General features: G+C 69.0%; 13 protein-coding genes and 1 pseudogene. 6 read left to right on the forward strand and 8 right to left on the reverse strand.

Annotated features, from left to right (window positions below; all coding sequences use genetic code 11):
- Positions 1-49: 49 nt before the first annotated feature.
- Positions 50-556 (reverse strand): TIR domain-containing protein, encoded by a 507-nt coding sequence (locus tag LAO51_06815; protein ID MBZ5638458.1) that lies wholly within the window; start codon positions 554-556, stop codon positions 50-52.
- 340 nt (positions 557-896) lie between these two features.
- A complete protein-coding gene (locus LAO51_06820; GenBank protein MBZ5638459.1) occupies positions 897-1,226 on the reverse strand; it encodes a hypothetical protein in 330 nt (109 codons plus the stop codon).
- A 443-nt stretch (positions 1,227-1,669) separates the two neighbouring features.
- Here LAO51_06820 and LAO51_06825 point away from each other — a divergent pair, with 443 nt between their 5' ends.
- Positions 1,670-2,782, forward strand: a complete 1,113-nt coding sequence (locus tag LAO51_06825) for a hypothetical protein (GenBank protein ID MBZ5638460.1) — start codon at positions 1,670-1,672, stop codon at positions 2,780-2,782.
- Positions 2,783-3,084: 302 nt separating this feature from the next.
- Here LAO51_06825 and LAO51_06830 read toward each other — a convergent pair whose 3' ends face one another.
- From LAO51_06830 to LAO51_06840, 3 genes and pseudogenes are all read right to left on the reverse strand, one after another.
- Positions 3,085-5,001 carry a hypothetical protein gene (locus LAO51_06830; GenBank protein ID MBZ5638461.1) on the reverse strand — a complete coding sequence of 639 codons (1,917 nt, stop codon included), beginning with the start codon at positions 4,999-5,001 and terminating at the stop codon, positions 3,085-3,087.
- Positions 4,998-5,558 (reverse strand): annotated as a pseudogene (locus LAO51_06835) (amidohydrolase family protein). Before LAO51_06835 ends, LAO51_06830 begins: the two are co-directional and overlap by 4 nt.
- 105 nt (positions 5,559-5,663) lie before the next feature.
- A complete protein-coding gene (locus LAO51_06840; GenBank protein MBZ5638462.1) occupies positions 5,664-6,749 on the reverse strand; it encodes a hypothetical protein in 1,086 nt (361 codons plus the stop codon).
- A 1,066-nt stretch (positions 6,750-7,815) separates the two neighbouring features.
- On the opposite strand from LAO51_06840, the gene LAO51_06845 reads away from it, so the two are divergent.
- The 4 genes from LAO51_06845 to LAO51_06860 all read left to right on the forward strand — a co-directional run bounded on the left by LAO51_06845 (position 7,816) and on the right by LAO51_06860 (position 12,845).
- Positions 7,816-8,841 carry a hypothetical protein gene (locus LAO51_06845; protein MBZ5638463.1) on the forward strand — a complete coding sequence of 342 codons (1,026 nt, stop codon included), beginning with the start codon at positions 7,816-7,818 and terminating at the stop codon, positions 8,839-8,841.
- 7 nt (positions 8,842-8,848) lie between these two features.
- A complete protein-coding gene (locus tag LAO51_06850) occupies positions 8,849-9,871 on the forward strand; it encodes a hypothetical protein (GenBank protein ID MBZ5638464.1) in 1,023 nt (340 codons plus the stop codon).
- A gap of 278 nt (positions 9,872-10,149) precedes the next feature.
- On the forward strand, positions 10,150-11,529 hold the full coding sequence (locus LAO51_06855) for an insulinase family protein (protein MBZ5638465.1): 1,380 nt from the start codon (positions 10,150-10,152) through the stop codon (positions 11,527-11,529).
- A complete protein-coding gene (locus LAO51_06860) occupies positions 11,529-12,845 on the forward strand; it encodes an insulinase family protein (protein ID MBZ5638466.1) in 1,317 nt (438 codons plus the stop codon). The genes LAO51_06855 and LAO51_06860 overlap by 1 nt, the downstream gene beginning before the upstream one ends.
- A gap of 109 nt (positions 12,846-12,954) precedes the next feature.
- Here the strand turns inward: LAO51_06860 and LAO51_06865 are convergent, their stop codons facing one another.
- Both LAO51_06865 and LAO51_06870 read right to left on the reverse strand, forming a co-directional pair.
- The gene (locus LAO51_06865; protein ID MBZ5638467.1) at positions 12,955-13,668 is read right to left on the reverse strand and encodes a glycosyltransferase family 2 protein; all 714 of its coding nucleotides are present in this window, start codon (positions 13,666-13,668) and stop codon (positions 12,955-12,957) included.
- A 65-nt stretch (positions 13,669-13,733) separates the two neighbouring features.
- Entirely contained in the window at positions 13,734-16,103 is a 2,370-nt protein-coding gene (locus tag LAO51_06870) for a tetratricopeptide repeat protein (GenBank protein ID MBZ5638468.1), read from the reverse strand.
- A gap of 245 nt (positions 16,104-16,348) precedes the next feature.
- Here LAO51_06870 and LAO51_06875 point away from each other — a divergent pair, with 245 nt between their 5' ends.
- Positions 16,349-18,406 (forward strand): tetratricopeptide repeat protein, encoded by a 2,058-nt coding sequence (locus tag LAO51_06875; protein ID MBZ5638469.1) that lies wholly within the window; start codon positions 16,349-16,351, stop codon positions 18,404-18,406.
- Between the two features lie 3 nt (positions 18,407-18,409).
- Here the strand turns inward: LAO51_06875 and LAO51_06880 are convergent, their stop codons facing one another.
- Entirely contained in the window at positions 18,410-20,698 is a 2,289-nt protein-coding gene (locus LAO51_06880) for a fused MFS/spermidine synthase (GenBank protein ID MBZ5638470.1), read from the reverse strand.
- Positions 20,699-21,018: the final 320 nt, after the last annotated feature.

Consider the following 21,018-nt stretch of genomic DNA (forward strand, 5'->3'; position numbering starts at 1 on the left):
GCGGAGTGCGAGCCGCCACGAGTCCGGCGCTCCGCGTCGTCGTGGGGTCTCACGAGCCGTTCATGCCGCGAACTTCCCCGTCGCGCGGTGGGCGCGTGCTGCGGAGCGCGTCCGAGCGTTGTCCCGCGGCCTCGATCTCCCACCGGAATCTCTCGAGGCGATCGTCCCAATCGTAGGCGGGGAACTCCACGCCTTCCGGGACGACCGGCTTGCCTCCGCGGCAGGGCGACGGCTCGCCATTCGCGTCCTTCATGTGATGGATGTAGATGCCGACGAGGCCGTTCTTCCGCTCGATGGACTTCTCGATCTGGTACTTCACCCAGGGGCGCTCCGCGGTCTCCCGTCCGATCAGGACGACCGTGACCGAGGTGCCCCTGAGGTGCCGGAGGATCATGCGCGCGATGCCGTCCTTGCCCGACCTCTTGGCCTCCGCGTATTCCGAGCGATCGAAGAAGCCGGCCGCCCCCGCTCCCGCGGCGACATGGGCGTTCCGAACCTGGTTCGCTCGCCAGATGTCGTTCGTGTAGTGGAAGCTGAAGAAGACTCGCCGTGCCATCATCTCTCCTCGGTGCGGAGTGCCTGGAGCCATGCGGCGCCGATGGCCGCCGCCAGCGGCCGATGAAGCCCCCCCGACCCGGGCGTGCGCGGCCGGTCACGGAGCGATCGGAGCGTTGCATGGGACGATCCGTGAACCAGGGCCGTTCCTCCGAGTCCTGCGGCTCGTGGATTTGAATGATACGTCGTATGTATTGACCTTGCAACGACCGTGAATTTCGCGGCGACACCCCCCTCTCGAGCGGCGGGCAACCGGCCGCGGCTCGCGACACCGCCTCGAGCCAGCCCGAAAGGAGCCCGCCGGCTCGGCCCGGCGATCCGGCGGGCTCCCGGTCAACAAGCTAGAACGGCCAGGGTTCCGGACCGTCCAGAATGGACGAGACCGTCCGTGAGGCCTGGAATTGGACGCTGGCCGTCTCCCCGGCTTCGAGGGAGAGCGGCGCGCTCGTGAGCGTCTCGATCGTGTCGTCGTCCAGGAGCACCGTGATGCGTACCTGAACCAGCTCCGTTTCCTGATCCGCGTTGTGGAGCGCGACGATCACGCTGCTCCCGGACACCTCCATCCCCGAAACGTCGCAATTCAGGCGCGCTCCGGAGTGGATCGGCACCATGGCGACGCAGAGAACGAGAACGATGACGGCCGTGCGAAAGAAGGCGAGAAGAGGCTTCATGGCAAGGCTCCTTTTCTTGGAGGCGACTCGGGTCGGAGTCGCCGGGGAAGTAAGGGCGGACCGCGGCCGGGGGCGGACGAGCATGGTGGGGGGCGGGCCCTGGCCCGAGTGGGCGCCGCGCGTCGGCGGATGGGCGGACCGATGGGTGTGGGAGATCCCGCGCCGCCGGGGTCGTTCCTCGCCCACCCGTGAAGGGAGGTCGTTCCTCTGGCTAGCCGACGGGCCACTCGTCTCACGTCTTGCCAGATATACGTTGTTTGTTGCGACCGGGATACACAATCGTCATCGGGAACGGGGCCGGGAGACGATTCGCCTAAGGACTCGACCTTCGACCGTTGCCAGAAACGTCGAATGGGTGTATTCATTCGCGCATGAGAAAAGCCGCGATTCACCCCTCGAAGGTTCTCGCAGAGCTTCTCCGGCGGCGTCGCGAGGAATTGGGCTTGAGCCTACGCGAGGTGGAGGCCCGCTCCGGGACGGCGGGCGAGCGCGTGCACTTCGCGACGCTCGCGCGAGCGGAGCAGGGGAAGACGGATCTGGGGGTCCGCCGACTCTACCGGCTCTTCAAGCTCTACGATCTCCCGATCCAGCTCGCCGCGGATCTTCTCGACCTCGAGGAGAATGCGGAATCGGTGGTGCTGACGGGTTCGTTCGAGGGGCTGGGTCGTGAAGGTGTCGAGAACTGGAAGTCGGGCAACATCCGCGAGGCGCTCGCGCGGTTCTTTGCCGCGCGAACCCGTACGCCGACGGGGGCTCAAGAACGGGTGAGCCGACAGAAGGCGCTCCTCGGGATGGCCGTCGCGGCCGGCTCGTTGGGCCGGCTCGCTCTCGCGCGGTACATCGTGGAGGATCTGCTCTTCGAGCCGCCCGATGAGAGCATCCTCGTCCCCGCCCTGACGCAGGCGGCGAAGTGCTGGCGCGGCCTCGGTTCTTGCGATGGAGCGCTCGGCCTTCTCGCCCGGGCCGAAGCGCGGCTCGAATCCCGCCAGCACCGGGAGCGTGCGTGGGTCTTCCATGAAAAGGCCTCGATTCTCGCCGAGCTGGGGGCGTTCGCGCCGGCGGAGGCGGCGCTCAAGACGGCGGTGGCCGCCTACCGACGGGCGCGGGACGTGTATGGGGAGTCCACGGCTCTGGGGGTGCACGTCAAGCTGCTCCGAGAGCGGCGAGATTGGCAGGGCGCCCGCCGCGCAGCGCGAGCGGCCAGGGTGCTGGCTCGGAGCCGCGGGTTCAAACGGCTCGAAGCCGTCCGCGGTCTGGACGAGGCACGCGCGCTCCAGGAGCTCGGACGGAGTAAGGAGAGCCTCGCGCTGCTGCGGGACGTCCTCGCCTGGGCCATCCAGGAGGACGACCGCATCCTCCGTTTCTACGCCCACCACGCGCTCTTCAAGGCTTACGAGGCCCTGGGGGACACCGTTCGCGCCACGGCGGAATTCCGTGCCGCCGAGGACCACGCCCAGTTCGTCGACGAGGTGACGCCGGAGACCCGCGAGGTCCGAAACCTCCGGTCGAGTGCCGCTCTGGAAGTGACGAAGCGGGAGACGAGGGTCGCGAGCTGACCCGGGTCATCGGCCGTTTCCTGGTCGTGATCCGGGCGAGGCTGGTCCGGATCGATCCGACCGCTCGCCAGAGCCCATGGCTTCGTGGGCCTGCGGATCCTCTCGCTCGGCCGGTCGCTGGGGGTGAAGGAGGCGCCGGGGAGCGGGAAGTGAGGCGGCTCAAGCTGGTGGACCAGTTGTTCTCCGGCCTCTACGGCCCGCTGATCCTGAAGCGCGCGAACTGACGGCCTCGGGCTCCCGGTCTTCGGTGGTTCGGCCAGGGATCCGCGACGGGAACGAGCGCGGGGAGCAGGAAGCCGGGATTAGGGGCAATCCGTGGAAGGGCGGCGCTCACCCCCGGTGCTCGCGAAGCCGTAGGTTCCGGACCCGCAGACGTCTTGCGCGCGAACCAGGTAGTAGTACCCCTGGCCGGGTGAGGGATCCGGCCGGGACCCGTCGTCCCATGCCGGCTGTCCGTCGTCGTTTCTCAAGCAGGTGGCGCCGTTCGTACCCTGGCCGGACCGCAGGTCCGACAGCGCTCCGCCCGCGACGTCGTAGTACGGCGCCTGCCCCTGTGCCGTCCAACCGAGACGGGTCGCGGCGGCCTTGTCCACCCGCAGACCCTGGACCTCGATCGGCGGCGACCAAACGGCGGCGTTGAGCGGCGCGCAGTCCTGCGCGTTCGGCACGCCGTCGTTGTCCATGTCGGGGTCCTGCCAGTCGGGAATGCCGTCCCGGTCGTAGTCGGGCGAGAACTCGTACGCTCCCATGTCCACGACGGGACCCCCGACGTAGTCTCCGTCCTGGGGACGGGGAGCGCCGTCCCTGTCCTGCGCGGCGCCGTTCGCGTTTTCCCCGACGTCGATCACCGGGCTGCTCGAGAGAAGGTGGAAGTCCTTGTTCGCCCGATCCACGAACTGCGGGTCCGCCGACATGTTGCCGTTCACCGCGATGTAGCTCGAGTCGGACTTCGTGCACGCGACGTTCTGCGGGGTGTTCCCGTAGAGATCGTTGTACCGAACGATGGGATTGAACGCGCCGCCCACGCAGACGCCGCCGCCGCCCGACGACTTGCTGGCGGAGTTGAACGTGAGCAGGTTGTTCGCCAGTGTCGGCAGGCCGGTGGTGCTCCCGGGCTCGAGGTAGACGGCCCCGCCGTAGGACGCCACGTTGTTGACGAACGTATTGTTCCGGAAGGCGATCGTCGTCGACGACGTGTGGGCGCCGCCGCCGAGCGTCGAGCTGTTGCCGTCGAAGACGTTGTTCTCGACGATCCCGACGCCGTTCAGCACGCCCGTACCGCCGGTGAAGCCGCCGGCCTGGAGACCCCCGGCCCAGTTCGTCGTCGTGTTGACCTGGATCAGGTTCCTCGAGATCAACGGGGATCCGGCCGCCGCGCGCCCGTACATCGCGATCCCGCCGCCGGCGCTGATCTGATTGGACTTCAGTGCGCCGCCTCCGCGATTGCTCCGGATGGTGTTGCCGTCGATGGCGGGCGCCGCGTCGAACCCCGAGTAGATCCCCCCGCCGATCCCGTACGAAGGACTGTTGTTCGTCCCCGCGGGTGGATCGGCGACGTTTCCCTCGATCAGGTTCTGGGTGATCACCGGCCTCGCGGGGACCTGGCCACCCCCAATGTTGCTCCCGATGTAGATCCCGCCGCCGTAGAACAGCTTGGTCGTCGTGGCGGCCAGCGAGTTCCCGACGATCTCGTTTTGCGTGATCGTCGGCGAGCTGTTGCCCCACACGAAGATCCCGCCCCCCACGGACGAGATCGTGCCGGTGGTCCAGACGTACCCTTTGCCGCCGGTGATGTGAAAACCCTGGATCCGGTCCGCGGACGTGGGACCCACCCCGCTCACCGAGGTCGCCTGCACCGCGGTGCACTGGGTGGTCGCGGTGTTCGGAGCGCACGTTGACAGGATGCAGGGCTTCCCGGAGGCGTTGATGGTCGTGACCGCGGGGCCGTCGGTCGAGACGACGCTGATCCCGCCGAAGATCCGAACGGCCTCGGCGTAGGTTCCCGGTCGCACGAGGACCGTGCCTCCGGCGGGGACGTTGTTCTTCAGGTAGCAGATCGCGTCCTGTATCTTGCAGTACGGGTTGGCCGGCGTGCCCGTTCCGGGACCGGGGCAGTTCACCGCGTCCACGTAGAGCGTCTGCTGCGCCGCCGCGGTCGACAGCGAGCCCAAGAGGACGAGCATCGCGACTGGATCCCTGCGAACGATGGCGAGCTTCATCGCAAGACCACCCGACCTCTCAGGCCCCCCCCGAGACCCCCGAGCCGAGGCCCCGTTCCTATACGCTGACCGTGGATCTTCGACAAATTCGACGTGGGGAGCACCGGCCGGCGAAGCGCCTGAACGGCAAGACGATGCGGCGCGCCCGCGACCGCTGGCGTCGAACGAACGCGCCACGTGCCCGGGGGCCGTGGGCGCAGCGGACCTCGCCGCCTCAGGGGGCCGGTTTGGAGCCGCCGCGGATCGAACATGTAGCCCCCCTTCACGACGCGCCAGATCCGGGCCGTGGCGTGGATGTTCTCCAGCGGGTTCGCCTCCAGCTGGACGAGGTCCGCGAGCTTCCCGGGAGCGATCTCTCCCAGGTCGTCCGCGTCCAGGCTGCGCGCGGCATCGCGCGTGGCGATGCGCAGCACCGAAGCTGGAGGGAGGCCGGCGGACGCGAGCGACCAGAGCTCCGTGTGCAGCGAGGCGCCGTGGAAGCATCCCGGATTGGGAGCGTCCGTTCCGGCGAGGAGCCTGACGCCGAGGACTGCGCCGCGAAGCCCGCCGCGATGGTGACGATCGCGAGTCGCGCCAGTCGAATTCGCATGAGTCTCCTCCGTGCCAGGAGGCGCATCATACGTCGAAGCGCGGCGATGACTGACCCGGGGATCGCTGCCGTCTCAACGCACCTCGAACACTCCTTGCGCGACGGCCGGGTCGCCGGCGTTGTACTCGCGGCTGTTGAGCGCCCGGTCCTGCAGCCGCACCAGCGTCACCCGCCAGAGGCCCTTGGCGGCGAACCGCGGCACGACGATCGTCCCGATCCAGGCGCCCGACGGGTCGTTCGCGGGCGGGGCGCACGAGAAGAAGAGGGTCGGGACCAGTCCGCTCGTCGCTGCCGGCCCGGAGGCGACTCCGTTCAGCGAGTATGCGCCGCTCCCGACGTCGCTCACCACGGCGGTGACCCGGATGTCCGTGGCGGACTCGTTGGAGACCGCGGTCGGCGTGAGCGTGAACGCTTCGAGCGTCGGCGGAGTCGAATCGCATTGGTCGCTCGAGACGCCGAACTCGACTCGAGCGATCAACGGAGAATCGCCCGAGACGATGGCGATGTTGCCCGCGCCGTCGACGACCCTGAGGTTCTCCAGGCTCCAGGTCCCGCAGTCGGCGTCACGAGGGACCGTCACCTCGCCTTCCCAGAAGGCCGGGTCTTCGCCGGCGTGGCAGGCGAACGGGAGGATCGCGGCCTTCGTGGGGCTTTGAAAGAACCCCGTGACGCTCGCGACCCCCGAGCGATCGTCGTCGATTTCGACGCGGATCGGGTTCCGCTCGCCACCGTTCAGCGTCAGCTTGTCCACCCGGACGTCGTGCACCGTGGGCGGGGTGGAGTCCGGCTGTGCGGACTCGACCTTGAGCGCCCCTCCCGCCGGAACCGTCGCCGGCGTGAATCTCAAGTTCAGTGGATTGCCCGCACGGTCGACGATGTAAAGGGTCGCGACGTACCAGAGTCCCGTCTCGGCGTCCTTGGGGATCGCCATCGGGACGCTGAACGTGGTGGCGGTGCCGTCGCCTTCGACGTGGAACGGCAGCGAGGCCGTTCCGCTCGGGCTGCTGAGGTTCCCCACGATTCTCTGTACCCCGGACAGGTCGTCGGTCGCGCCGATCACGAGCGTGGTCGCGTCGCCGCCGCCGATCTCCGGCGGTTCGAAGCGGAGCCCGACGAGCACCGGCGGCCCACGGTCCGAGCTCGGGTCCACGGGAGGCACCGCCGGTGCCTCCGCGGGTGCGGCGCCCTCGGGTTGTGACGCGGCCGGCGCGGGTGACGCGACGGGGTCACGGACCCCGGGGCCGCCCTGCCGGACGTCGGGTGCGCTGGAACGGGACCCCGCCGCCACCGGTACCGACGGGGCGACGCCCCGTGCGACAGCGTGCGATCCGCCCGCGGGTGCGTCCGATGAAGATCCCTCCGGCGACTGGCGGACATCGACGGTTGGCGGGCGCTGCGTCCGCGTCGGCTGGGAGCTGGCGCCGGCGTCCGCGCCCCGCTCGTCGTACCGGCGCTCCGTCGGCGTCTCGCTCCCTCGGCCGGCTCGGGTCCGATCCGGCGCCGCATCGAGACGTTCGACCACGCCCTGACCGTTCTGAGGCTTCGGAGCACTTGGGCCCGTGGACGTGTCACCCTGTGGGACGACATCCGGAGCCCCCAGGCTGGAGCTCGGCGTGGCGCGATCCGCGCGCCCGACGATGTTCACGAACAGGACGACGACGAGAAGGACCGAAACGAAGATGATGCCCGTGATCGCGGGAATTCGGATCCTGCCGGACTGCGTACCTTCGCGCGGTGACATGAGCCCTTCCCCGGAGTTACCGGGGCCACGTCGGTCGTGGGCACGGTTCTGCCGACGCGGCGCGACCGACATCATACGGCGCGATCGCGTTCCCGGCTCCCTTCCCCCCCGCGCCCTGCAATAGGCGTTCGCTCCGCTGGCGCCGCGCTGCGCCTTGGCACCTCCGGGCGGAGGAGGAGGATCCGTTACGCCCAGGCGAGCGCCGGCCCCCGCCATGACCTCGCGGCGAGCAGCTTGAATTCACCCGGCGACCGAGAGGAGAATGGACTTGGATGGGTCGTTTCGGGGCGAAAGGCAGGATGATCCAGCATTCCTCTTCGGAAGTGCCCATGGGTTTCGAAGATCGAATGGAGTGCTTCCCGATTCTCGTAAGTTGAGAGCGCAGGTTCGGGATCCGCATCCGGTCCGGGACGAAGGACGCACCACCCTGGTGTGAGGCCGGCGGTCGATCGGCGGGCCAAGCGGCTGTCGCGGGAGGAACAGGGTGCCGAAACAAGTCGTGTTCTTGATCCACGGCGTGGGCGTTCACCCGGCGAATTGGTGGAACGGCGTTGTCGAGCAGATCGATCAGCTCGGGAGCCGCTACGCGACCGTCAGCGCTCCGCCGAGCAAGCAAGTCGATTTCGTCGGGATCACGTACGACGATGTCTTCGACGCGCAGCTCCAGCGATGGGACCAGGACCTCGCACAACTGAAGGCGAGCGCGCTGTTCCCCCAGGTCAAGGACGCGCTCTCCTGGTTGGACGGTGCAACCGAAGGCAGCTTCGTCTGGACCTACATCGGAGATGTCGTTCTCTTCCTCGTGGAGGTCACGCGCATGGCCGTCGTGGCCAGGGTCACCGCGGCGCTGGCGGACGTGATCTCCAAGAAGAGCGACGGCGACACGGAATTCTCGATCATCGCGCACAGCCTCGGCACGGCCGTGGCGATGGAGGCCGTGAACGCGCTGGCGACCCCCGCCCCGGGCATCGGCTGGCCCGGCCTGCCGCCGGGTTTCCTGTTTCGCGAAATCGTCATGGTCGCAAATACGAGTCGGCTCCTGCAGCGCAAGGGACTGCAGGCCTACACGGAGAGCCGACTGCTTCCTAAGAGGTACGCGGCGAACGGCCTGTGCGTTACCTATCGCAACGTCTTCCATCGCTTGGACCCGATCCCCTGGGTCCGCGGCTTCGACCTGCAGGCGAACGAGTCCAGCGGTTACTTCCGCTTCGCCGTCGAGCATTACTACGCCCGGAACATCCACAGCATCGAGCACTACCTCGAGCACCCGGCCGTGCATGGGCCCATTCTGCGCCTCCCCGACCCGAACAACCTCCCCGCGAATGATCTCAAGGCGGCCATTGACCAGTACTACGGCGTCAAGCGGTTCGGCGGAGAGTTCGAGAAGGTCGCCGAGGTGGATCAGTACATCGACGAACTCAAGTCCATCCCGAAACCGGATCCCGAGAACGAGACGGAGCTCGTCAACCAACTTCGCTACGTCGTCGACGCCCTGAAGTCGATGCTGTAGGGGCGATATGCGGAAGAACGCTCTCACTCGGCTCATCGTGCCCCTGAGCCTCGGACTCGTCTTGGCCGCGGCCGTGGGAACCGCGCGCGCCGACGACTGCGCCGGCCTCGATGTCGCGAAGAAGACCGTCTGCGATGAGGCCGCCAGACAGATCCGGATCCTCGAGTCGAGCTGGCCGACCGCGGCGAAGACGGGACAGCCGTGCGCGCCCGCGCGGGTCATCCTCAGGCTCGGCGGGCTGGTCGGCGGCCTCAAGTCGGCCGGGCCGTACCTCGCGCTCGAGTTCGCAGCCCACACGGACTCGATTCCCTACGACGGGAGCACGTACAGTCGAAGCGTTCTTTTCCTGGCAGAGGACGACGAGGTCGAACTCTCCGCGGAGAACGGACTTCCCCTCGATTCGAGACCGTCCGGCACGTGTCTCGCGCGCGATGACGAACGAACGGCGATCACCGAGGCCGCCCGGGCGGTCGAGACCGCGGTCACGGGTTACAACAAGCCGGCCCTCAGTCAGGGAGCCGCCCAGCTGAAGAAGCTGAGCGACACCTGGATGTGGGTGATCACGGACGGATTCGGCCAGTTCCCGTGGGAGCGCGTGTTCAACGATCTCGTCCACCGGAGGCCGCTTTCCATCTACAGGCTCCCGACGATCGAGTGGGTGCTCCTCCACCCGTCGGTGGGCGCCGAGATCACGGGCGGCTCGGACTTCTCGGAAACCCGCGCGAAGGGGGCTCTTTTCATCGAGCCTCTCGGGTTCGTGCGATACCGGTTCCGCCTCGACCAGCAGAAACGGCACTACCTGGGGGCGTCTCTCCTGTTGGTCCTTCGCGAGGAGCTCTCCCCGGGATACGGCGCCCTCTTCCGCTACGACAGGTATTCGGTCGGTGTCGTAAGACACACGAGCGCGTCGGCCTCGGGAACGGGCCGCGATCCTACGTGGGGCGTCACCGCGACCGTCGAGCTGCTCGAGCGACTCCAAGCGGCACGTACGAAGTTGAAGACCGCCGAGCAGCGGGCGCGAAGCTACTGACCGGAGCGCGAGGAGCCGAGCGGTGCGACCTCGGCTCGCTGCCGAACTCGGCTCCCTGTCCCCTCGCCGCCGGAATATCGAGCACCGCCCTGGCGCGGCGCAGCAGCGAGCCGTTGGCGGGGCTGTGAAGCGATGTCCCCGAAGCGACTGGAGCCCTTCGTCGAGGCGATCGACGTCGTCCCGATCCCGCTTTCCGGCGCACGAGAGACGAGGCGGGTCGAAAGAGAGGGGAGGGGGTGTAGAGTTCGCCCAGGATCCGAGTACAGGGGGACCGCTCCATGCGACCGTCACGTCGCCTCGCCTGGATCGTCTTCGGGATCGCGCTTTCCGCGGCAGCTGCGGCGGCAGCGCCGCCGCCGGGGTACGTCTCGGAGACCCTTCCGAACGGCCTCCGCGTCTCGATCCTTCAGGACTCCACGATGCCGATCGTGGCGACCCAGGTGTGGTACCACGTGGGCTCGGCGAACGAGGAGCCTCGGACACGGGGCGTCGCCCACCTGTTCGAGCATCTCATGTTCGGCGGGACCGCGGCGCACCCGAAGCGCGCGGTCTGGGACCACCACGAGAGGTTCGGAGGGTACGTCAACGCCTACACGTCGTTCGACGAGACGGTCTACGTTTCGACGATACCACCCGCAGGTCACCTCCCCCTGCTCGACCTCGAAGCCGACCGGATGGTGAACCTGTCCCTCACGGACGAGAACCTCGCGAACGAGAAGCGGATCGTCACCGAAGAGCTGCGGCTCTCGACCGAGAACGACCCGATGAGCCGGCTCTTCACCGAGGCGCTGAAGAGGATCTTCGGCGAGCACCCGTACTCCCTCTCCCCCGTCGGGACCAAGGAGGACATCGCCGCCGCGACCCTCGAGCACGCGCGCGACTTCTACGAGCGCTACTATCGGCCGCGCAACGCCCATCTCGTCGTCGTGGGCCCGGTGGACGCACCCGCCGTGCTCGCACGAATCCGGGAGGTGTTCGGACCGCTGCCCGCCGACGGAATCACCCCCGGGGACGTCCCGCCGCTCGACACGTGGAAGTACCCCGGCACCCTCGATCTCAAGGAGGACCTGCCGCCCGCCGAGATCGCCGTGGCCGGATTCCCCCTGCCACCGCCGACGCACCCCGACCACGCGGCCCTGCTCCTCGTCCAGGAGCTCCTCGCGGGCGGCTCCCTCGACCCGTTCGAGGACGAGCTGGTTCGCAAGCGGAACCGGGCGGTGTACGCGAATACACTGATCGAGTCGATGCGGCGGGGCGGGCTGTTGCTGTTCTTCTCGGCGAGCCTGCCGTACCGTCGCGAGAAGACGGCGTTCCGCCATCTCGACGAGGCGCTCACGGCGCTGGGTCGCTTCGAGTGGCTCGACGAGGAGCGCTTCAGGGCGGCGAAGAAGGCTCTGGCCCGGGAAGAGCAGACGCGGGTCTTCTTCGCGGACCAGGTCGCCTCGGAGATCGGGAGGGCGGCCTGGTGGGAGGGTGACGAGGCGCGCGCTTTCGACGGCGCCGCCCGAATCGAGAACGTGACCCGCGCCGAGGTCGAGGCCGCGTTCCGCAAGTACGTCCTCGATGCGAAGCCGATCCGGCTCTACGTCCGGCCGGAGCACGTCCCGCTCTACGTCCGGCTCTTCGGCTGGCTCTACCCCCTCTTCGGAGGCCGGTGATGGAAGACTCCCTCGGACGTTCCCTCGTCAGGCTATCTCGCGCGGGAGCGATCGCGGCGCTCGCGCTCCTCGCATTCCCGGCCGCCTCGATCGACACCGTTCAGGAATGGCAGGTGGACGAGAGCACGACGGGCCTTCTGGTCGAGGACCACCGAGCGCCCGTCGTCTCCATTCGCCTCGAGTTCGCCGCGGGAACCTGGAGCCCGTGGGTCGAGGAGCACGACGCTGGCGTGGCGTTCGAACTGCAGCTCCGCGACTCGAAGGGGGACCTCCGCCGCAGGGCCGACCGCCTGGCGGCCGGGCTCTCGCTGTCGACCGGAGCACGCTCCGCGACGATGTTCCTGACCTGCGGCAAGGAGGATCTCCCCGCCGCGCTCGAGCTCGTGCGGGACGTCCTAAGGGGTGTCGACCTGGACCGGAAGGCGCTCTCCCGGCTCCGGCAGGAGATGAAGATCAACTGGCAAGCTGCCCTCAAGAACCCGCAGTTCGTTCTCCGTCAAGCGGGTGTGCGCCTGCTGTTCCGCGAGGACGACCCGCGCCGCCGCCCGTCGGAGAGACCGAAGCTTCCGGGAAAGGACCTCGAAAAGCTACTCGCGGCGCGCGACGCTCTCGTGCGGATTCCCGGGCGCGTCGTCGGCTTCGCGGGCGACCTCGGCCTCGAGGAGGCGCGCCGTGTCGCCCAGGGGCTCCTGCCCCGTGCCGGGAACGAGCCGGCCGGGATGAGGCCCGCTTTCGGTCCGGTCGCGCCTGCCGACCGCAGGCCCCGCGAGGCGACGGTCCGGCTTCCCCGGCTCACGCAGGTTTATTTCGCGTACGGGCGCGACTCGCTCGGCTGGCTCGACCCCGATTACGCGGCGGCGCTCATCGCCGACCATGCGCTCGGCGGCCACTTCAACTCGCGCCTCATGGTCGCGCTGCGCCAGGAATCCGGAGACACCTACGGCGCCGACGTGTCCGATGACGACGATCTCGATCCCGGGGTCTACGCGATCGGGACCTTCACGCGCACCGACAACGCCGAGGCGACCGAGCGCAGGATCCGGGACGTCCTCGCGAAATTCCACGCCGAGGGGATCACGGAAGAGGAGCGCGCGATGGCGGCCGGCAACGTCACCGGCCGCCGGGCGTTCCTCCGGCAGTCGCCAGGGCAGATCCTCGCGACCGCGATGACGGAACGCCGGCACGGGCTCCCGTACGGGTTCTTCGACCGGCAGGCCGAGAAGGCCGCGGCACTTCCGCTCGATGAGATCAACACCTTCATCCGCCGCTTCTACGACCCCGGCCGGCTCACGATGCTGACGCTTCGACCGGAGTGACGGCGGGCCGCCTGTTCAGAAGCGGGAGCGGAGAACGTCCGTTGCATCGGCGCGCGGCGAGATCGACGTCGATGCGCAGCGGGTTCTTGCATGCCTCCATCGGGACACGTCACCGCCGGTCAGGATGAAGAGGCGAGGGGCCTCGCCAGAATCGCCAGCGGAGGAGGGTCCAGATGGCGATGAGCCCGTCGCGCGCGCGGATCTTCTTCCCCTGGCGGAGGGTCCTGGGCTCGTAACGGATGGGGACCTCGACGATGCGGTGCCCGCGACGCGCGACCTTGGCCGTGACCTCGGAGCAAAACTCGAATCCCTCGCAGCGGAGGTCGAGTTCCCGGAGGATCTCCCGGCGGAACATCTTGTAGCAGGTGGGCTCGTCGGTGAGCGCGAGGCCGTACAGTCGGTTGGCGATCCAGGTGAGACCGCGACCGCCGATGTAGTAGGCCAGGTAGCTCATGGGGTTCTTACCCAGGATCCGGGAGCCGTACACGACCGAGGCCCGGTGCTTCTCGATGCGCTCGAGCATGGGAACGAAGTCGAACGGATCGTACTCCAGGTCGGCGTCCTGGATCGCCACGACGTCCCCGGTCGCCGCGGAGATCCCGGTGCGGACCGCGGCCCCCTTGCCGCGGTTTCCCGCGTGCAGGATCAGGCGGTCGATCCCGGGCATCGCGTTCAGCTTCTCCCGCGTGCCGTCGGTCGAGCCGTCGTCCACGACGATCAGCTCGATCTCGAGGGGGACCTGCCGCAGCCGGCGGATGAGCGCCTCGACGGTGCGGACTTCGTTGTAGACGGGTACGATGACGGACAGACGGGTCTTCACCATGACACGGGTCCGAAGATAGCACGGAACGGCGCGAACGCGCGGTGGATTCGCGGTGGATACGACGATCACGGTGCTCTGGGAAGACCGGGCAAAGGAGAGCCCTCCGCCGGACGGGCCGCCTCACGGAACGCGCGGTGGTCCCGGTAGAATCCGAGACGGGTCTCGATGATGTTCGCCATCTGATCCTGCCCCGCCGTCGATGCGAGACTCACCGCCCGCTGCGCCGTCGCCACGGCCTCCTGGAACCGGCCGGCGGCGGCGTACGCGGCGGCCAGGGTATCGAGCGACCTCGCGTCACCGTCGCCGGTCAGCTCGCGCTCGCGGAGGGCCAGGCCGACGGCTCTGGCCGGATCACCGCCCCTGTCGCGATCGTGCGTCGCCAGAAGCCACGCCAGACCGTCGATGGCCCGGACCTGGTCGGGTTTCAGTCGCATGGCCTGCTCGTAGTGCGATGCGGCGTCGCCCGTCCTGCCTGCCCAGGCCAGAAGATCGCCCAACGCACAGTGGATCTCTGGGGAATCCGGCCTCAGTCGCAGCGCCTCCTCGAAGTGGCCGATGGCATCCGGCGCTCTGCCGACGGCGACCAGGGCGCTCCCGAGATTGTTGTGCGCCTCGGCGAACGCGGGCTCGAGGCGCAGCGCCCGCTCGAAGTACCGGATCGACTCCTGCGTTCTTCCTGAGCGGGCCAACGCAATGCCGAGGTCATTGCTGATCTCGGCATCGTCCGGTCTGAGCCGCAGCGCTTCCTCGTAGTGTCCGATCCCGTCCTTCGGTCTGCCCAGTCGGAGCAGAGCGTTGCCGAGATTGACGTGGGCCCCGGCCAGCCAGGGGTCGATCCGCAGCGCCCGCTCGAAGTACTCGAGCGCATCCTGGGGCTTCCCCATCGTGGCAAGGGCTTTCCCGAGATTGTTGAGGACCTTGGCAGAATTGGGCTCCAGCCGCAGCGCCTTCCTGTAGTGCTCGATGGCCTCTTCGGTGCGGCGCAGGCGGAGCAGCGCGTTGCCGAGGTTGTTGTGCGCGTCGGCAAAGCCGGGATTGAGGCGCAGAGCCCGCTCGTAGTCCTCGATCGCCTCGCTGGTCTTGCCCTCCTCGAACAAGGCGGAGCCGAGACCCACCCACGCGCGGAAGTTGCGAGGCCGCTTGTTCACGGTGTCCTGGTAGATCGCCAGTTTGGACCGGTAATCCCGATTCCGCATGACCGTGGTGCCTCCCAGCGCCGCGGTCACAGCCACCAGCACGACCGCCGGAATCGCCCACCGTTTTGCCGGGCCGGAGGTTCCGATCCTGGCGAGGAGTCGGTCCCACATTGTGTAGGCGCAGGTGACCGCCAGCACCACCGGCGCCGCCAGCGCCAGGTACATCCGGTGCTCGAACACGAGGTCGGCGGTGGGGACGATGCTCGAGGTGGGCGCCAGAGCCAGGGCGAACCAGGCTCCCAGATAACCGATCGCAAGACGGCGCCACAATGCCACGACCGTCGCTCCCGCCAGGATCGCGATCAGCGTCGCCCAGGGGACGATCTCACGGGCGATCTTCGCCGGTTCGGATCCGTAGTGCAGCACCAGCGGGCTCGGCCAGACGCACAGCCGAAGGTAGTGGACGATGATTCCGAATTGCGACCGGGCATACGACCAGGTGCTCAATTGGGTCCCGAAACCGGCGGTACCGCCGCGGTGATCCGTGGAGACGACGAGGTAGCCCAGCAGCCCCCAGGTTGCAGCCATCGCGACGTAGAGGCCCCACCTCTTGCGTAGCGCCTCGCGGAACGATCCGGCCAGGAACAGCCCGTCGTAGAGAAACACGGCCAGCGGCGCCGTCGCCATGACCTCCTTGCTGGCCGCTCCCAGCAGGCAGGTCATCGCGGCGCCGGCGTACCAGACGGTCCCGCGCGGGGATTGGGCTCCGCGGATGACACCGTACAACGTCAGAAGGTAGAAGAGCCCCACGATGGACTCTGCCCGCTGGACGATGTAGGTGACCGACTCGGTCTGCAGCGGATGCACCGCCCAGAGGAGGGCGGCGGCCGTCGCCAACGGCGTGCACGCACGACCGAAGCGGTCTCTCAATGCGGGCAACAGGAATGTCCGGCGCAAGACGCCGAAGAGAACGAGGGCCGCGAGAACGTGGACGAGGAGATTCAGCGCGTGATAGCTCCGGACATTGAGGCCGCCGATCGCGTAGTTGACCGCCAGCGAGAGATTGACCAGCGGCCGGCCGCTGACGGTCTGGGATCCGACGGGCGGCGAGAGCGCCGTCCACGGCGGCCAGAGGCGCGTGATGCTTCGATTCTCCACGATCGAGAGCACGTCATCGAGGATGAAAGGCCCGCCGAAGCTGTTGTAGTAGGCCGCGAACGCCGCCAGCGCTACGACCGTCGCCGAGAGAACCGTCAGCCGCCTGGACGACGCCCGGAGTCGCGCCGAGCCGCCCCTCACGGTATCAGGAGCCTTCCCGGCGTCTTCGGGGATTTGGCCGATGCCCATTGAGCCCATTATAGTGCAGGGTCGTATGAGGGCCGGCGGTTGCGGCCGCGCACGTCCTGCGCGCTTCACCTTCCCACGAGCGGTTTCATGAGGGCGTCCGGCGTCCCGGCCGCGCGCATCGCGAGGGTGCACTTCAGGACGGGCCGAGGGCCCGGGGGCAGAGCAGGTAGTATGCTACGCGGCGGGAGATTTCCGCCATGCACCGCGCCGCGAGAGCCGGCTCGAGGGTCCGGGACGCCGCGATCGGACTCTTGGTCGCCGCCGCGATCGTCGGACTCGTCGAGGCGTCGCTCAGGGCTTTCGGCGTCCGCACCCTGCTTTCGGACCGCGACCCCTACGAGGGGTTCTCGTCCCGGATGCGGGCGTACGAGAGAGACGACGGTCGGGACCTCTACCGGACCATCCCGCAGGCGGTCCGCCACTCGTTCAACTACCAGGAGTTCCTGGCGAGGAAGCCGGCGAATGGGTTCCGCTTCTTCACGATCGGGGGGTCGAGCGCCTACGGCTTCCCGTGGGGCGCGGACGCGGCGTTCACGCACGTCCTCGGAGCGGCGCTCGCGGGTACGTATCGCGACCGGAAGATCGAGGCGGTGAACGCCGCGGCCATGTCGTACGGCTCGGTCCGGCTCAGGATCCTCGCACGGGAGATCCTCGACTACGCGCCCGACGCGCTCGTCATGTTCGAGGCGCACAACGAGTTCGTCGAGCGTCGGATGCGCCGGGAGCTGGAGCGGGGCCCGCAGCTGCGATGGATCCAGGCGGTGCTCTTCCGGTCGCGGCTCTACTCCGCGATGACACGCCTTTACGAGAGGATCCGGCCGCGCGCGCGGCCGGGGGAGAAGGACGCGGAGCCCCGGAGCGCCGGAGAGCTGCTCGGCGTGGACGTGATCCGCGACACCGGCAGCACGGTGGACGATCGGGACCGGCAGGACGCCCTCCGGGCGCTCGAGGAGAACCTCCGCGCGATCGCGGAGATGGCCCGCGGCAAGGGCGTGCCGCTCGTCCTCTGCACGGTTCCCTGCAATCTGAGCGGGTGGTCGCCCGATCGGTCGGTCTTCCCCGACGGGCTCCGGCTCGACGCCCGACGGGACGTCCTGAAGCGGCTGGCGGAGGCGCGCCGGCTCCTGGCGGCGGGCGACGCCGTGAGCGCCGCCCTCAGCCTGGAGGGCGCACGCGCCGTCGCTCCCGGCTACGCCGAGGTCCACTTCGTCCTCGGCAAGGCCTACGAGGCCCTCGGGCGGTGGGACGACGCCCGCGCGTCCTACGTGCTCGCGCGGGACCGCGACGCGATGCCCTCGCGGGTCCTGAGCACGTTCAACGACGCGATCCGGCGGGTCGGGCGCGAGCGAGGAGTGATCCTCGTCGACATCGAGCGGAGCTTCGCTAAGGCCTCCCCTCACGGGCTGGTCGGGTTCAACCTCATCGAGGACTACGTCCATCCCACGCGCGAGGGCCACCGGCGGATCGCGTTCGAGCTGTTCAATGCCCTTCTCGACCATGGCCTCCCGGAGAAGAGGCCCGCGGTCGATTTCGCGACGTTCGACAAGGCCTGGGGCCCGAGGGTCTCCCCCGACGCGAAGAGCCCCGCTCTTCTCTTCAATCTGGGTGTCGTGATGGAGAACAAGGGGCTCTTCGACGCGGCGATGGAGAACTACCGCGCCTGCATCGCCCTCGACCCGCGCCACCCGAGGGCCCACTACAACCTGGGGCGGCTGCTCCACCGGCAGGGACGCCTCGCCGAGGCCGAGGCGGAGCAGCGGCTGGCCGTCGATCTGGATCCCGGCTACGTGATGTCCTACGTCGGTCTGGGGGAGGAACTGCGCGCCCAGGGCCGCAACGAGGAGGCCGTCCCGATCCTGGAGCGCGCGACACGGGTCGACGGCGCCTCCGCCTACGCCTGGAACGGGCTCGGGGCCGCGCTCGCGGCGCTGGGCCGGTATCCGGAAGCGGAAGCCGCGTTCCGGAAGGCGATCGACCTCGAGCCCCGGAGGCCCGACGCCAAAGCGAACCTCGGTTTCGCGCTCCTGTCGGAGGGCCGGCTCGCCGACGCCGAGGCCGCCTTCCGCGCGGGGATGGAGTCCAGTCCCGATCATCCCGCGTCCAGGAACGGTCTGGCCGCCGTGCTCACGGAGCGCGGCGACCTCGACGGGGCGGAGCGCCTGTTCCGGGAGACGCTCCTCGCCTTCCCGAACGACGCGTACGCGGGGGCAGGGCTCCGGGAGGTCGCCAGGCGTCGGGGCAAAGGACGACAGTGACGGCTATCGTGGAAAGTGAAGGACCCCCAGGACGTTCGAATAATCGTCCGTCCACAGGTACCGGGAGTCCGCCACCGGAGCCTCCCAGCGCGGATCCCTCGTCAGCGGCGCGATCCTGACCGCGTCCCGGGCCAGGACCGCCCAGATCGAGCCGTCCTTCCCCTCGAAGGCCTCTCTCGCGGCTTTCACGCGGTCGCGACGGATCAGGATCTCGAGGCCGAGACTCGACGCCAGGGCGCCGACGACGCGTTCCAGTCGCATGAACCTGCTGGACAGGTTGATGACCAGGATCCCGTCCGGCGCGAGCTTGCGGAAGTAGAGGGCCAGCGCCTCCCGGGTCAGGAGATGCACGGGAAGCGCGTCGGAGCTGAACGCGTCCAGCACGATCAGGCCGAACTCCCCGTCCGGCACCTGCGAGAGTGACAGTCGGCCGTCGCCCGGCACCATCTCGATCCGCGCCTTCGAATGCGAGACGTAGGTGAAGTAGCGCGGGTCGCGCGCGATCCCTATCACCGCCGGGTCGATCTCGAAGAACGTGAAGCGCTGCCCCGGCCGGCCGTAGGCCGCCAGCGTTCCCGCGCCGAGGCCGACGACGCCGACCGCGCGCGGCGGCTCCTTGCCGAGGAGGTCGGAGAACACCTGCCCGATCGGACCGGTCGGGTGGAAGTAGGTCGTGGGGATCGCGGCGAGATCGCGGTCTTGCGCCTGCGATCCGTGCCGCGTGGCGCCGTGCGTGAGCACGTGGAACTTCACCTGGCGAAACCACTCGTGACCCTCGGCGTCGACCATCTTGAACGGCGGGCTCTCCCACATCGCGACCCTCAGGACTCCGAAGTACGTCCGCTCGCGGTGGAGGCTCCAGGCCGGAGCGGTGTTCTCCACCCAGCCGGCCACCATCAGGACGCCGACGGCCAGCGCGAACCGGGTGCGGCGGCCTATCAGCGCGAGCGCGAGCGTGGCGGGGACGCCGGCCCGGATCGCGACGTCGCTCCAGGTGCTCTCGGCCCCTGGCGCCATCGGGAGGACCGCGAGGAAGGCCATGAGCGCCGCGAGCGCGAGCGGAAGGCCCAGGTCGAGGGCGCGCGTGGCCCGCGACGGGACGCGCGAGGACTCCTTGTCCGTCCGCGGACGCAGGAGACATGCAGCGACGAGGGCGATCGGATACTCGGCGACGCTCCGGAAGATCAGGGGCGCGACGATCGCGTTGAAGACGCCTCCCAGCGCGCCGCCCGCGGCCACGAGGAGGTAGAACTCGGTCAGGCGCGTCGCGTGTGGCCTCTCCTCGGCGAGCCTGCCATGACAGGTGAGGCCGACGGCGAAGAGGGTCGCGAGGTGGAGTGGCAGCAGGATCCAACCCTGCGAGCGCACCGAGGCCACGAAGCTCGCGGCGACGAGCGCCGCGAGCACGGCGAGGATCTGGCCCGACCGCCGCGCGGGGAAGCGCCACCGCGGCGAGAAGACCAGCACGAAGGTCAGGAGGTAGATCGCCAACGGGACCACCCAGAGGAGCGGGAACGCCGCGATGTTCGCGGTGACGTGCTGCGTCGCGCCGAGGAGCGCGCTCGACGGCACCAGCGCGAGGAGAACCCAGAGGGCCCGCGTCCGCCACGACGGCGCCGCCGCGCGGCCAGAGCCGTGATCCGAGGCGAGGGCGAGCCGGCCCTCGGCTCCCTTCCGCCGTGCCGCCGAGAGCGCGCACGACGCCGCGACCAGGGCGAACGCCAGGTAGCCGAGGGACCACAGCGTGCGCTGGGTGAGCTGGAGCCGACCCTCCCCTCCCGAGATCCCGAGGGGGAGCGCCCGCTCGAGGGCCAGCGGGTAGAGGAGCAGCCCCAGGAGGCTCCCCGCGTTGCTCGCCGCGTAGAGGAAGTACGGATCGCGCGCCCTCCCGTGCCCGCTCGCCGCGAACCAACGCTGGAGGAGCGGACCGGTGGTCGAGAGCACGAAGAACGGCGCGCCGGCGGCGAGGAGCAGCATGCCGAGCGTCCACGGGATCGGCGATCCGCGGGCCGGCGGCGCCGCCCCGGTCGGAAGGCCGAGCGGCAGGAAGAGAATCGGGAGCGCCAGGACGACCACGTGCGCGGCCGCCTGGGCCCTCGGGGACAGGCGGCGCGGGAGCAGGTGGGCGTACGCGTACCCCGCCAACAGCACGACCTGGTAGAACGCCATGCAGGTGTTCCACACGGCCGGGCTCCCGCCGAGGAGCGGCAGGAGCATCTTCGCCACCATCGGCTCGACGGTGAAGAGCAACACCGCGCTGAGCAACGTGGCGAGAACGTAGAGCGGCAGCATGGGTCGTCGCTCGTCAGGCGGAGGCGCGCGGCGACGGCGCCCAGGCCGCGGGCATCATCCCGGTCAATCGTTGGTGAGCGCTGCGGAAGAAGCCGGGGACCCGCACGGCGGCGGAGGCTTCGAGGTGTGCCGACCCAGCCATGATGTCGGATTATGGCATGAGCGACGAGAATGGAGGGGAGGAATGCGTGGCCCGGCCGCGTTCCTGTTATTCTGAACGTTCCGGTAAACGGTGAAGGAGCCGCCCATGGACCTGCGATACCCGATCGGAAAGTTCGAATTCGCCGGCCCGGCCACGCCCGAGCAGCGCCGCCGGTGGA

Source organism: Terriglobia bacterium (assembly GCA_020073205.1).
Classification (GTDB): Bacteria; Acidobacteriota; Polarisedimenticolia; order Polarisedimenticolales; family JAIQFR01; genus JAIQFR01.

Coding starts and splice junctions, on each gene's coding strand:
- LAO51_06815 (MBZ5638458.1), bottom strand. CDS start 556: ATGGCACGGCGAGTCTTCTTCAGCTTCCACTACACGAACGACATCTGG.
- LAO51_06820 (MBZ5638459.1), bottom strand. CDS start 1,226: ATGAAGCCTCTTCTCGCCTTCTTTCGCACGGCCGTCATCGTTCTCGTT.
- LAO51_06830 (MBZ5638461.1), bottom strand. CDS start 5,001: ATGAAGCTCGCCATCGTTCGCAGGGATCCAGTCGCGATGCTCGTCCTC.
- LAO51_06850 (MBZ5638464.1), top strand. CDS start 8,849: ATGCGGAAGAACGCTCTCACTCGGCTCATCGTGCCCCTGAGCCTCGGA.
- LAO51_06855 (MBZ5638465.1), top strand. CDS start 10,150: ATGCGACCGTCACGTCGCCTCGCCTGGATCGTCTTCGGGATCGCGCTT.
- LAO51_06860 (MBZ5638466.1), top strand. CDS start 11,529: ATGGAAGACTCCCTCGGACGTTCCCTCGTCAGGCTATCTCGCGCGGGA.
- LAO51_06865 (MBZ5638467.1), bottom strand. CDS start 13,668: ATGGTGAAGACCCGTCTGTCCGTCATCGTACCCGTCTACAACGAAGTC.
- LAO51_06875 (MBZ5638469.1), top strand. CDS start 16,349: ATGCACCGCGCCGCGAGAGCCGGCTCGAGGGTCCGGGACGCCGCGATC.
- LAO51_06880 (MBZ5638470.1), bottom strand. CDS start 20,698: ATGCTGCCGCTCTACGTTCTCGCCACGTTGCTCAGCGCGGTGTTGCTC.